The organism is Xanthomonas axonopodis (assembly GCF_001304695.1).
Lineage (GTDB): Bacteria > Pseudomonadota > Gammaproteobacteria > Xanthomonadales > Xanthomonadaceae > Xanthomonas > Xanthomonas axonopodis.
The window spans coordinates 33,206-46,198 of sequence record NZ_JFAQ01000013.1; the positions used below are offsets into that span (position 1 = coordinate 33,206).

The following is a 12,993-nucleotide window of genomic DNA, read 5'->3' on the forward strand; positions in this document are numbered from 1 at the left end:
AACGCCGGCATGGCCGGCGTTTTTATTGGTTTGAATCAAGCGGCTTTGGACTTCTTGGCGGCGCGCTTGGTGACGGCCTTGCGCGGCGAGGCCTTCTTTGCGGTTGCCTTTTTCGCACCGCCGACCTTGCTGATCAGGAAGTCTTCCACCTTCTTGCCGGCGGCAGTCAATTCGGCCAGCCAGCGCGGCTGCTTGCCACGGCCGGTCCAGGTTTCCTGGGCGTTGGCGGGGTTGCGATACTTCGGCGGCACCTTGCCCAGCTTGCGGCCGGCACGCGGACCTGGCTTGCCGGCACCCGCCGGACGGCCCGGGCCGGCACTGGCAGAAGCGCCAAACAATTCTTCGATGGAATAACCCTGGGCTTTTGCAGCGCGGGTCAGCTGCGTGCGGACCTTGGCGATCGGCGCGCGCTTGGCAACCACGGTCTGCTGCTTCTTTGCATTTTTGATCAGGGCGCTCAACTGCTTGGCCGACAGGCCACTAAGATCGATCGACATCACTGCTCCGGAAGATGAGAGAAAAAGAATGCCGGTCCATGGCAGCGGTCGCCATCATAAAGTGAGAAAACCGGTGTGACAAATGCGCCGAAATAATTCGGCGCTTTGTGTTCATCTATTTGAAGCCGATACCCGGGCTTTGATCAATGCCCCAGGCGGGAAAATAACCCGGCTTTATCCAGGTTTTCCGCTGCATCGGCGGTACGGGCGCGATATTCAAATGTGCCAGCCGCCAATCCGCGTTCCGAGACCACCACCCGATGCGGAATGCCCAGCAGTTCCATATCGGCGAACATCGCGCCCGGGCGCAGTCCGCGGTCGTCCAGTGCGGCATCCAGGCCGGCGGCAAGCAATTCGTCCAGCAAGGCCTGGGCGGCAGCGAGCACCTGCGGGTCCTGCTTGGGATTGATCACGCAGACCACCACCTGCCACGGCGCCATCGGCGCGGGCCAGATGATGCCGGCATCGTCATGGTTCTGTTCGATCGCCGCGGCCACAATGCGCGAAATGCCGATGCCGTAGCAGCCCATCTTCATCACTGCCGCCTTGCCGCCTTCGTCGATGACAGTGGCTTGCAGCGCCTGCGCGTACTGGCTGCCGAGCTGGAACACATGGCCCACCTCGATGCCGCGAGCCAGGCGCAGTTCCCCGCCATCGGCCGCGCGTTCGCCCTCGACCACGTTACGCACATCGGCCACGGTCCCCGGTTCGGGCAGATCGCGGCCCCAGTTGACGCCGACCAGGTGCGCGCCGGACACATTCGCGCCGATCACAAAATCGGCCAGTGCGGCGACATCGCGGTCGGCCACCACGCGCACCGGGCGCGCGGTGTTGACCGGGCCCAGGAAGCCCGGCTCGCAGCCGAGGTGCTCGCGGATTTCGCTTTCGTTGGCCAGGCGGTAATCGGCCAGCCCGGGTACCTTGGCCAGCTTGATCTCGTTGACCGCGTGATCGCCACGCACCAGTACCAGCACGAAGCCGGCCTGGGTCATCACCGCCACCGACTTGACCGTGCGCTGCAGCGCGATGCCGAGCAATTGGGCCACGTCCTCGCAGGTCTTCTGGGTGGGCGTTGCCACCTGCTGCATCGCTTCGCTGGCCGCGGCGCGCGGGGCAGGCGGTGCCGTACTGGCGGTTTCCACGTTGGCGGCGTAATCGGAGCCAGTGGAGAACGCCAGCGAGTCTTCGCCGGAGTCGGCGATGACGTGGAATTCCTGCGATGCGTCGCCGCCGATGGCGCCCGAATCGGCCTGCACGGCGCGGAAATCCAGTCCCAGGCGGGTGAAGATGCGCGTGTAGGCGGCGCGCATGTTGTCGTATTCGCGCGCCATGTCCTCGTCGGTGAGATGGAAGGAGTAGGCGTCCTTCATCAGGAACTCGCGCGCACGCATCACCCCGAAGCGCGGGCGGATCTCATCGCGGAATTTGGTCTGGATCTGATAGAAATTCAGCGGCAGCTGCTTGTAGCTGTTGATTTCCTGGCGCGCGAATTCGGCCGCGGCCTCTTCGGCGGTGGGGCTGTAGCAGAACTCCTGTTCCTTGCGGTCCTTGATCTTGAGCAGCTGCCCGCCGAACTTTTCCCAACGCCCGGTGGCGTCCCACAGCTCGCGCGGCTGGATGGTGGGAAACAGCACTTCCACTGCGCCGGCGCTGTTCATCTCTTCGCGCACGATGGCTTCGACCTTGCGCAACACGCGCAGGCCCAGCGGCGACCAGGTGTACAGCCCGGAGGCCAGCTTGCGAATCATGCCCGCGCGCAGCATCAGACGGTGGCTGACCAGCTCGGCGTCGGCCGGGGTTTCCTTGGTGGTGTGCAGGTGGAACTGGGAAAGACGCATCGGGCTTCGCTTGGGCGGAAAGCCGCTAGTTTGCCAGTCTCGCGCCCTGCCGGTCATCGCCGGGCGCGCTTTGCCGGTTGTCGCTGGCCAGGGCGGGCCCGCGTGGGACGGCGCAAGTGGCTGGCTTGCCGGCGCACGTGCGCCGCAGGCTGCGTGGTGGTCCGCATACATCCCTCACCGATACCCGGCGATCGTGCAGCTGTTGGGGCCGCGCTTCTTTTACGACCTACGCACGTGCTGCCATCAGGTTGGTCGCGCTGGCTCGCCCGGTGCTCGCTGCACCAAGGTGCTGTGGCCCTAGCCCGGCGGCGGGACGGCAACTTCCGCCCCTGGCGGCGCTTCCCGGTTCAGGTGGCCGGGCCGCCCGGGGCTGCCGGCTTGCAATAGGCCTTGACGGCGGCGTCGGCCAGGTTCCTCTGGGTTGCACGGGCCTCCTGGTCCAAGACGGCGCCAGGCTTGCCATCGGCGCCGGCCGCCATGGAGACCTCTCCCTTGCCGCTGAGCAGTTCCAGATTGCGGCGCGCGTTGAGACAGTCCGCCGATTCAGGCGCGGCCGTCTCTGCTGCAGCGATCGCCGCGGTGCCGTTGCGCGCATCGATGCGGCGCGCTTCATAGCGCTGGCCGGTCGGTGGCGGGGTTTCGGTGTAGTGGGTCACGCCCTTGGCGTCCTTCCACTTATAAAGATCGGTCGCGCCTGCGGCGGTGCTGACCAGCATCAACAGGGCGCAAAGCCCGGACGACAGCTGCATGTGGCTTCCCCTGGATGATTCCCGCCGCGATTGCAGCATCCGCAGCGGGCGCTGGCAAGTGATGGGCGCGCAGGGTGCTGAACCAGCAAGCGCGCTACCGCCGGACAGACCTCAGGCCCTACACTTGGCGGATGGATGAGATGAGACCGCCCCCGCGCTCGCGCACGATTTACCTGCTGCCGAACCTGTTCACCACCGCCGGGCTGTTTTCCGGTTTCTACGCCATCATCGCCGCCGCCAATGGGCAGTTCGTCCAGGCCGCCATGGCGGTGTTCGTGGCTGCGGTGATGGACGGGCTGGATGGCAGGGTGGCGCGTCTGACCAACACCAGCAGCGAATTCGGGGTGCAGTACGACTCGCTGGCCGATCTGGTCAGCTTCGGCATGGCGCCCGCGCTGGTGATGTACCACTGGTCGCTGTCGGCGCTGAAGTGCGACAGTAGCGTGATGGGCCGGGTGGGTTGGTCGGCTGCCTTTTTGTATGCGGCCTGCGCGGCGTTGCGGCTGGCGCGCTTCAACACCCAGGTCGGGGTGGTAGACAAACGCTGGTTCATCGGCTTGGCCAGCCCGGCGGCGGCTGGCCTGATGATGTCTTTTGTGTGGGCCTTCGCCGACGACAGCCTGGGCTTCGATGGCGAGCAGCTGCGCTACGTGGCGCTGGCGATCACGGTGGTGTCGGCGTTGCTGATGGTCAGCCGGATCCGCTTCTGGAGCTTCAAGGGCGGCGCGCGCGGGCCGCGTGCCGACCGCGTGCCGTTCCTGGCGCTGGCGATTGCCACGGTGGTGATTGCGCTGCTGGTGATCGATCTGGCGCGCTCGTTGCTGGTGATCGGGGTCCTGTACGCCTTGTCCGGCCCGTTGATGTGGCTGTTGCGACGCTGGCGGCGCGTGCCCGAGCTGCCATGAGCCAGTTTTCGTGAGCGACTCGATGAGCGAGCCGATGTGGTCCGATCTGCAGGTGTCGTATCTGCAGGCGTTGGGGCACACCGTGTATCTGGACCGCGATGCGGTCGATGCGTTGCCCGCGCCTGTGGAGGTCGCCGAGCGCGCACCCATCGCCGCACCGGCGCGTGTGGAGCGTGCGCCGCAACCTGTAACGGCCAATGCGCCAGTTGCGCGGCGGAATGCACCGGCGGCACCTGCCGAAGCGCCCCGCGCGCCCAGTACTGCGCCAGCGTCGGCGCCGCAACGGCGGAGCCGGGTCGGCATGCCGGATCGCCTGCAGATGGCCTTGCTGCGCGCGTCCGGCTGCAATCCGGGCGATCCTGCGACCCAGGCCTTGATGGCCTCCTGGCCGCTGGCGGAACTGCGCGGCAATCCGGCCGCCAAGCGTGCGCTGTGGCCGCAGTTGCGCGCGCTGCGTCGGCGCCGGTACCCGGCGTGAGCGCATTGAACGCGCCGCAACCCACCTCGCTGCGCGCAATGCGCGAGAGCGACCTGGATGCGGTGATGGAGATCGAGTTGCGCGCCTATCCGTTTCCGTGGACGCGCAACATCTTCCGCGATTGCCTGCAGGCCGGGTATCCGGGCTGGGTGATGGAACAAACCGGGCAGGTGATCGGCTATGGCGTCATCAGCATCGCCGCCGACGAGGCGCATGTGCTCAACGTCTGCATCGCACCGGAGGCGCAATCGCAAGGCCACGGTCGCGTGTTGTTGCGCGCGCTGATCAAGGGCGCCTCCGATCGCGGTGCGCGGCGCGCGTTTTTGGAAGTGCGCCCCTCTAATCCATCGGCGATTGCGCTGTACCACTCCGAAGGCTTCAACGAAATCGGCCGGCGTCCGCGCTACTACCCATCCCACGCCGGGCGCGAAGACGCGTTGGTGATGGCGATTGAGTTGTTCTTCGAAGGGTTTTCGTAAGTGCACGCACTTGCTGCGTTGCAGTGTCCCTGTGCTGTCTCCGCGTGTCCTGATCGCAGCGTTTTGTCTCTTCTTTTGTGTCTCGCAGGCGTTTGCGTGATTACGCATGCATATCCGAAAAGCAGCTAGATACAAGCATTTGCAATGCTCCTGGTATCGGTTCCGCGGAATGGAATATTCCATAGATGAATAATTCATCCGATTCTGCTGGACCAGGGGTGCGCCGCGGCTCGGCGCATCGAACCCATTTGAGGGAGAGATCAAGATGAAGCCGAAATTTTCGACGGCGGCCGCCGCGTCGCTGTTCGTTGGGTCGTTGCTGCTCACCGACCCAGAACGGCGGCACCAAGGGCGGCTCCAAAGATATCTACACCGTCAAGAACGCCGCCGAGTTGAAAGCTGCATTGAGCGCAAGCGTCGGTAGCAACGGACGCATCATCAAGGTCAGCGGCATCATCGATATCAGCGAAGGCAAGCCGTACACCAAGACCTCGGACATGAAGACGCGCGCGCGTCTGAACGTGCCCACCAAGACCACGCTGATCGGCATCACCAGCAACGCGGAAATTCGCGAGGGCTATCTGTACGTCAAGGCCAACGACGTCATTATTCGCAATATCACGATCGAAGATCCCTGGGACCCGGAGCCGGTCTGGGATCCGGATGATGGCAGTGCCGGCAACTGGAATGCGGAGTACGACGGCCTGACCGTGGAAGGCGCCAGCAACGTGTGGGTGGACCATGTCACCTTCACCGATGGCCGCCGTACCGACGATCAGAACGGCACCGCAAATGGCCGTCCCAAACAGCACCACGACGACGCAATAGACATCAAGAAAGGCGCAAATTTCGTCACCGTCTCGTATTCGGCCTTCAAATCGCACGAGAAGAACAACCTGATCGGCTCCAGCGACAGCGCGTCCAGTACCGACAGCAGCAAGCTCAAGGTCACCATTCACAACACCCTGTTCGAAAACATTTCTGCGCGCGCCCCGCGCGTGCGCTTCGGTCAGGTGCATCTGTACAACAACTATCACGTTGGCAGCACCAGCAATAAGGTCTATCCGTTCTCCTACGCACATGGCGTGGGCAAGGAGTCGAAGATCTTCTCCGAGCGCAACGTGTTCGAGATCAGCGGCGTGAGTAGCTGCGACAAGATCGCTGCCGACTACGGTGGCAGCGTGTATCGCGATCAGGGTTCGCTGCTCAATGGCAAGGCGCTGTCGTGCTCGTGGAATACCAACATCGGCTGGACACCGCCGTATACCTACAATCTGCTATCGGCCGACAAGGTCGCTGCAGACGTCAAGGCGAAAGCAGGCGCAGGCAAGCTGTAACTGCCACTGGTTGTGGCTGTAAAGGCAATGCTGCACGCAGTCGCACAACGCCCGCAGTGATGCGGGCGTTGTGCGTTTCGCGTGGCGATGAATCGGGTCTGGTAGAGGTGGCGGCGCTGCATCATGCAGTTGGGAGCTGCTTGCAGCACCGTTACCTATCCAATGTCTATCCATCACCGCTGCACACGCTGCAGGTCATCCTTGCCGGTACCTGTGCGGCATCTACGCTGCGTCGGATGACGTGCGCAATGACGGCCCCGCGCACTCGCCAAGGCCTGCATCAGTGCAGGCCACCCGACGTCGCTCAATCCTGCGCGGCGTTATTGGCAGCCTGGCCGGGAGTGCAGACCGGCTTCAAACGATTGTCCACCAGCTTGCCCATGAGCCGGTCGCTCAGCGGCAGCATGTCGCCGTTGAGGCGCCAGTCGTAGATCACGCTGAAGGCCAACACGCGCGCGACATAGTCTCGGGTTTCCTTGTAGCTGATGGTTTCGATCCAGAAATCCGGCTCGAAATTCGGCCGCTGCGACTGCCAGCGTCCGGTGGGGCCGGGGCCTGCGTTATAGGCGGCAATGGTGAGGTAGGGCAGCCCGTAGGTGTTGAGCAGCTGGCGCAGATACGCCGTGCCGATGGCGATGTTGGTGCCTGGCTCATAGAGGCTGCTGGCGCCTGCATAGCCGGGTAGAGCGATCCCCTTGGCGACGGCCGCGCCAGTACTAGGCAGGACCTGCATCAGGCCCATTGCGTTGGCCGGCGAGCGCGCGCGCGGATTGAAGATGCTTTCGGCACGAATTTCCGCAGCCACCCAGGCTGGGTCGATCGCATTCTTGGCGGCCTCGCGACGAATGCTGTCGTCGTGGTGCAGCGGGAAACGCAACGAGTAGAGCCGTTGTTCGTCCGGCTGCTTGCCGAGCGCGAATACCGCACGGTCGAACCAGCCGTTATCGCTGGCAACTTCCACTGCCAGACGGCGCTGGGTGTCGTCGAAGCGGGTGGCGGCATCGTTCCATTCGGCCACGGCCCAGCCGGGGCGGTCGATCTGAAATAACGCGATTGCGCGGACCAGGGCCGGGTCGCGCGCAACAGCGGCCTTTGCCTGTGCGCTGTCGTTGGGCTCCCAGGGGCACAGCCGGTAAGGCTGCTGCAGGCGGTCGGCAGCCAGGAATCCGTGGAAGGTCGGCGATTGCGCGGCGGCGCGATACAGCGGCTGGGCGGCTGCAGTAGCGCCGGTCTTTTCGGCCAGGCGGGCTTCGAAGTACTGCCACCGCGAGTCGCTGCGCTGGCTCGTCGGCATCTTGCGAATTGCGGCCAACGCCGCCGGCCAGTCGCCGCGCGACATCGCCTCGCGTGCACGCCATTCGTGCAGGCGTTCGTCGTAGGACGCATCCGGTACGGCATTGAGCCGTCGCGCCGAATCCGGCAGATACGAGGCGACGGTCCACAATGCGATCTGATACAGCACCTGCCCACGCTGCGCTTCGCTGAAGCCGAGCGCACTGGCAAGTTGCGGTAGTTGCTGTTCGGCAGCGTCGGGATCGCTCTTGGCCAGCTTGGCCAGTCCGTCGACCGCGATGCGGCGGCTGCGCTCGGTCTTGGGCCAACCTAGTGCACGCGGATGGACCTTGTCGAGAAAGGCAGCGTAATCGATGGCCAGCGTCAGATCGGCCGCCGGCAGGCCACGCGCGGCGGTGCGCATCACCGCAGGCAGCTGTGCATCGGCAGCGGCCTCCACGCGTTCCCAGCGCAGCGCCGGCGTAAGTTCGCCGCGCGATTCCAGTCCGCCAACCACTGCATCGCAGGCGTCGGGCAGCGCCTTGCCGTTGCGCCACAGCGTCAGCGCATCGCGGCTCCATTGTGCATCGGCCTTGCCGGTGGCCAGGCGCGCGGTCAGTTGTGCGCAGCGCAGGCCGAGGTTGTCGGTGGACTTCCAGTTGGCCAGCAGCGTGTTCCAGTCCTGCCGACGCGCCACCGCCGGCAACCACGTGCTGCGGAAGCTTTCAGCCACGGGCTGACCGGCGTAACGCTGCAAAAATGCTTGCGCCTGGGCATTGGAGACGGTGTCGATCGTGCGCTTGAGCGCAGCAAATTCCAGCCATCCATATAGCGGATGGCGGCTCAATGCGGCGAGCTGGCCGGCATCGGTCTGGCCGCGCTCTGCAGCCGCGATGGCATCGCGCATGGCAGTCAGCTGCGGGTCGAGGGTTTGCGCGTGCAATGCGGTGCTGCCAAGGCACAGCAGGCCGATGAAAACAGTGGCAAGGCGGGGGGCGTAAGTCATGGCGTGATGATACCCAAGCACGCCTGAGCGCCTGAGTGAATACGTGTCGCTGGTGTGATGGAGATGCCGTCTTGGCTTGCATGCGCAATGGATCGGGCACGCACATGCGAGCAGATGACACCTCGTCACGACCGCTGCCGCACCGTGCGCTGCTGCACCGCCAGTTGCGGCGCGTTAATGTTTCGTTTAAGGATTGGGAAGGGCCGCAGGGCACGGGGGCGTGCGGACACTCAAGAATCCTTCTGGGGAGAGAAAGGATGAAGTGTCTGATTGACCCCCGTCGGTCATGCCTGGCCGTGCAGTTGTCGTTGTGTCTGATTCCCACGCTCGCCTGGGCGCAACAGCCCGAGGCCGCACCGAGTACGCGCACGCTCGACAGCGTGCAGGTCACCGGCACGCGCATCAAAACCGCTGAATTGCAGGGTCAGGTACCGATCCAGACGCTCAATCGCGCCGATATCTAACGCACCGGCCTGACCTCCATCGGCGAAGTACTGCAGGAGCTCACCGCGTCCGGTTCGGCGCTCAATGCCAAGTTCAATTCCTCCGATAACTTCGGCTTTCCGCCCGATGGCAGCGGCGTGGGCGCCGGCTCGGCGCAGGTGGATCTGCGCCATCTCGGTTCCAAGCGTGTGCTGGTGCTGGTGGATGGCATTCGCTGGGTCAACGAATCCTCCGCGTCCGGCGTGGGTTCGTCGACCGATCTCAACACCATTCCGCTGGCGATCGTCGAGCGCATCGAAGTGCTCGAAGACGGCGCCTCGTCGCTGTACGGCTCGGATGCCATTGCCGGTGTGGTCAACATCATCACCCGTGCAGTTTCGACGGTGCGCAGGTCACGCTCAACTACGGGCAGTACGGCAAGGGCGATGGCGCCAACCAGGGCATGGACCTGGCGTGGGGCACCAGCGGAGAGAATTTCAGCCTGTTTCTCGGCGCCAGCTATGTCAAGCAGGATCCGATCTACGCGCGCGATCGTGCACAGGCGCGCTTTCCGATTCCTGGCACGGGGCTGACCTTCGCCAGCTCGGCAACGCCCGATGGCCGCTTCCAGTTCGTCGATCCCAACACCGGCGTGCGCCAGAACCTCACGCCCAACGCCGGCGTCGGTACACCGCAATACGATGGCAGCGGCGGTTGCACGCGCAGCGACGACTATCACTGCTTCGGCACCGCAGACCGCTACAACTTCGCCGAGCAAAATCTGTTGCTGACCCAGTCCGAGCGCAAGGGCGTGTTTGCGCAGTTCCGCTATTACTTCAACGACGACGTGCAGTGGTACGTCAAGGCGTTGGGCAACCGGCGCGAATCGACCAACCAGGACGCACCGGAGCCCATCTTCCTCGGGCCCGATGCCGGTACCGGCAACCCGCTGGCCGACAACATCGTGATCTCCGCGCTCAACCCGTTCAACCCGTTCGGATTCGATCTGGATTCGGCCACCAATCTGATCCAGATCGGTCGCAGGCCGGTGGAAGGCGGGCCGCGGCGTTACGAGCAACAGGTCGACACCCAATATTTCGGCACCGGCGTGGTCGGCACGTTCGAAGGTGCAGGGCGGACCTGGTTCTGGGACGTCAACGGCATGTACAGCAAGAACAAGGCCGAGCAGACCAACTACGGCAGCTACAACCTCTACAACATCTACAACATCAATCTGGCGCTGGGCGACCCGGCTGCCTGCGCTGCCGTGGCCGGCTGCGTGCCGCTGGATATCTTCAGCGGTGCCGGCAGCATCACGCCGGAGATGTTGCGCTGGATCCAGTCGGTGGTGCGCGATCGCAGCCAGAACGAATTGAGCCTGTTCACGGCCAACCTCAGCAGCGAGTTGTTCCAGTTGCCCGGCGGTGCGGTGTCGTTCGCCAGCGGTTACGAATACCGCAAGTACGAAGGCGCTTATCAGCCCGATCCGCTCACCGTGGCCGGGCGTTACAACGGCGTGCCCTCGTTGCCCACCTCGGGCAGCTACGACGTCAACGAAGCCTATCTCGAACTCAATATCCCGATCTTCGCCAACTCCGCATTGGGCGACAAATTCGATCTGAATATCGCCGGGCGCTATTCGGACTATTCGACATTCGGTGGAGAGTTCACGCCGAAGTACGGTCTGCGTTGGCAGGTCACCGATGAGTTCGTGTTGCGCACCAGCTATGCGGAAGGCTTCCGTGCGCCCACCATCGGCGAGTTGTTCGGGTCGGCGGCGCGTGCGGACCTGCAGTTGTCGGACCCGTGCTCGGTCGGACTGGGCGGCACCGCACCGCGTGGCAGTGCGGCCAATTGCGCAGCGCTCGGCGTGCCTGCCGGCTATCAGCAGGCCAACCAGCAGATCTCGGTCACCACCGGCGGTAACGAGCAACTGGATCCGGAGCGTTCGCGCAGTTTCAGTGCGGGCTTCGTCTTCAGCCCGGGATTTGCGAGCGATGCCAGCTGGTCCGACCGCCTCGATCTGGAGGTGACCTTCTATCGCCATCATGTGGATGGTGCGATCCAGGCGATCCAGGCGATCAATGCGCAGACGCAGCTGGATTTGTGCGTGGATACGCTGGATGCGTTGTACTGCAATGGCATTGGGCGGGCGTCCACCGGCGGCATCAATGCCTTCAATAACCGGTTGACCAACCTGGGCTCGATCAAGACCGACGGCTGGGATGTGGATATGTTCTGGACTTTGCCGCAAACCGCATTCGGGCGCTTCAAGCTATCGTGGCAGAACACCTTGGTAGAGGCCGTTACGAGGCGCTGGGTGCAGCGGGTCAGCGGCAGCCGCGGGCCGGGCATCGAGGTGGTGGACAGCGCCATTCCGGAGTGGACCAGCAACGCGGTACTGGATTGGTCGCTGGGCAACTGGACGGCTTCGTGGACCGCGCGGCATATCTGCAAGCGCACCGAGCAATGCGGTGACGCGGTGGAGTTTGCGGTGTGTTCGGATCCGTCGGTGGGAACCAACCGGTTGGATGCAATCACCTATCACGATGCGCAAGTGGGTTATCGCGTCGATTGGCTCAAGGGCCTGCAACTCACGGCCGGCTTGAACAACGTGTTCGACAAGGATCCGCCGATCTGCCTGTCGTGCTCCCTCAATGGGTACGATCCATCTACCTACGATATCCCCGGCGGACGGTTCTGGTATGCGCGTGTGGATTTGAAGTTTTAGTTCAACCGCACTTGATCTAGGGAAGGTCTGAACAACGAGACCTGACAGGGCGGAAGGTGGCATCGTTCCGGAGAGTCGCGTTTGGATCTTCGGGTTTCTCGCCATTTCTGGCGTTTTCCGTGGGAATTTCCCGGGTTACAGGCGCACGCTCCCCATCGCAGGCAGTAACTGTTTTCGCTTCATCCACAGGTTCGACAGCGCAAACAAGGTCAGCACTTGTGCGGTGTTCTTGGCCAGACCGCGATAGCGGACCTTGGTGTCGCCAAACTGGCGCTTGATCACCCGGAACGGATGTTCCACCTTCGCGCGCACGCTGGCCTTGACGTGTTCCCAACGCTGTTCCCGAGCATGCTCGCGTTTGTTGCCGATGGCTTGCATCGTCGAGGGCTTGGCGGCGATGAAAAATGCAGCCTCGCAGGTCTGCCGTTCTTGGCGTTTGTCCGCGCCGGTATAGCCACTGTCGCCGAACACGCTGTCTTCCTTGCCGTGCAGCAATGCGTGCGTCACCGTGACATCGGCCACGTTGGCTGCGGTGCACTGCACGTGGTGTACCAGCCCGGAAAATTCATCCACACCGATGTGCGCCTTCATCCCGAAATACCACTGATTGCCCTTCTTGGTCTGATGCATCTCAGGGTCGCGCGCGCTCGGCGTTCTTGGTCGAACTGGGCGCAGCGATCAGCGTTGCATCGACGATCGTGCCCGACCGCAGGCTCTGGCCCTTGCGCGCCAGATGCGCGTTGACGGCTTCCAGCATCCGCGCGGCAAGGTCATGGGTTTCCAGCAGACGGCGAAAGTTGAGAATCGTGGTCTCGTCAGGAACATTGTCCAAGCCACCGAGCTGGGCAAACCGCCGCAGGGTCGGGATCTCGTGCAGCGCTTCTTCCATCGCCGGATCGCTCAACGCATACCACTGCTGCAACAGATGAATCCGCAACATCGTCGCCAGTGCGTACGGCTGCCGACCGGGCCGCCCCGACACTGGATAGTGCGGCGCGATCAGGGCAAGCAATTGCTGCCACGGAACGACCTGCTCCATCTCGGCCAGGAATATCTCCCGGCGGGTTTGCTTGCGCTTCCTCAGGCCCTCAGCGTCACCGAACGTCAGTTGCATGGATGTCTCCTCACTCCGAAACGATAGTGTCGCGCTTTTTTGGAGCGTTGTTCAGAGGTTCCTTAGAGGGTGTTTACATAATCAAACAGTCAGTCGCCGGAGTAGCACCCTTGCTTCAGCCAGCCATCCCCAAGCCTCGGAAACCTGGGTCAGCCGATCATGGG

Annotated in this window: 10 protein-coding genes and 2 pseudogenes; 7 read left to right on the plus strand and 5 right to left on the minus strand. The window is 63.6% G+C overall.

All coding sequences use genetic code 11. From position 1 onward, the window contains the following. Positions 1 to 35 precede the first annotated feature (35 nt). The 3 genes from XAXN_RS01305 to XAXN_RS01315 all read right to left on the minus strand — a co-directional run bounded on the left by XAXN_RS01305 (position 36) and on the right by XAXN_RS01315 (position 3,084). Entirely contained in the window at positions 36 to 497 is a 462-nt protein-coding gene (locus XAXN_RS01305) for an H-NS histone family protein (RefSeq protein ID WP_054318203.1), read from the minus strand. 143 nt (positions 498 to 640) lie between these two features. Next, positions 641 to 2,335, minus strand: coding sequence for a proline--tRNA ligase (locus tag XAXN_RS01310; RefSeq protein WP_054318204.1), 1,695 nt, complete (start codon positions 2,333 to 2,335; stop codon positions 641 to 643). A 347-nt stretch (positions 2,336 to 2,682) separates the two neighbouring features. Continuing rightward, the gene (locus tag XAXN_RS01315) at positions 2,683 to 3,084 is read right to left on the minus strand and encodes a DUF4124 domain-containing protein (RefSeq protein ID WP_042823713.1); all 402 of its coding nucleotides are present in this window, start codon (positions 3,082 to 3,084) and stop codon (positions 2,683 to 2,685) included. 131 nt (positions 3,085 to 3,215) lie between these two features. Between XAXN_RS01315 and pssA the strand changes: the two genes are divergently transcribed. The 4 genes and pseudogenes from pssA (at position 3,216) to XAXN_RS01335 (ending at position 6,283) form a co-directional block, all read left to right on the plus strand. After that, positions 3,216 to 3,989, plus strand: a complete 774-nt coding sequence (pssA, locus tag XAXN_RS01320; protein ID WP_054318205.1) for a CDP-diacylglycerol--serine O-phosphatidyltransferase — start codon at positions 3,216 to 3,218, stop codon at positions 3,987 to 3,989. 22 nt (positions 3,990 to 4,011) lie between these two features. Further along, the gene (locus XAXN_RS01325) at positions 4,012 to 4,467 is read left to right on the plus strand and encodes a hypothetical protein (protein ID WP_054318206.1); all 456 of its coding nucleotides are present in this window, start codon (positions 4,012 to 4,014) and stop codon (positions 4,465 to 4,467) included. Next, positions 4,464 to 4,946, plus strand: a complete 483-nt coding sequence (gene rimI, locus XAXN_RS01330) for a ribosomal protein S18-alanine N-acetyltransferase (RefSeq protein ID WP_042823709.1) — start codon at positions 4,464 to 4,466, stop codon at positions 4,944 to 4,946. Before XAXN_RS01325 ends, rimI begins: the two co-directional genes overlap by 4 nt. 265 nt (positions 4,947 to 5,211) lie before the next feature. Then, positions 5,212 to 6,283, plus strand: a pseudogene (locus XAXN_RS01335) (pectate lyase family protein). Between the two features lie 304 nt (positions 6,284 to 6,587). On the opposite strand, the gene XAXN_RS01340 reads toward XAXN_RS01335, so the two are convergent. Beyond that, positions 6,588 to 8,561: a lytic murein transglycosylase gene (locus XAXN_RS01340; protein ID WP_054318208.1), complete on the minus strand. Its 1,974-nt coding sequence runs from the start codon at positions 8,559 to 8,561 to the stop codon at positions 6,588 to 6,590. Between the two features lie 257 nt (positions 8,562 to 8,818). On the opposite strand from XAXN_RS01340, the gene XAXN_RS22850 reads away from it, so the two are divergent. The 3 genes and pseudogenes from XAXN_RS22850 (at position 8,819) to XAXN_RS01345 (ending at position 11,715) form a co-directional block, all read left to right on the plus strand. Continuing rightward, entirely contained in the window at positions 8,819 to 9,025 is a 207-nt protein-coding gene (locus tag XAXN_RS22850) for a hypothetical protein (RefSeq protein WP_241148182.1), read from the plus strand. Positions 9,026 to 9,055: 30 nt separating this feature from the next. Next, positions 9,056 to 9,298: pseudogene (locus XAXN_RS22855) on the plus strand (TonB-dependent receptor plug domain-containing protein); the annotation flags it as partial. Between the two features lie 149 nt (positions 9,299 to 9,447). Next, positions 9,448 to 11,715 carry a TonB-dependent receptor domain-containing protein gene (locus XAXN_RS01345; RefSeq protein ID WP_241148183.1) on the plus strand — a complete coding sequence of 756 codons (2,268 nt, stop codon included), beginning with the start codon at positions 9,448 to 9,450 and terminating at the stop codon, positions 11,713 to 11,715. Between the two features lie 135 nt (positions 11,716 to 11,850). Here XAXN_RS01345 and XAXN_RS01350 read toward each other — a convergent pair. Then, a protein-coding gene (locus XAXN_RS01350) for an IS5 family transposase (protein ID WP_134984814.1) occupies positions 11,851 to 12,829 on the minus strand; the annotation gives its coding sequence in 2 pieces (ribosomal slippage) (positions 11,851 to 12,358 and positions 12,357 to 12,829; 981 coding nt in all). Between the last annotated feature and the right edge of the window lie 164 nt (positions 12,830 to 12,993).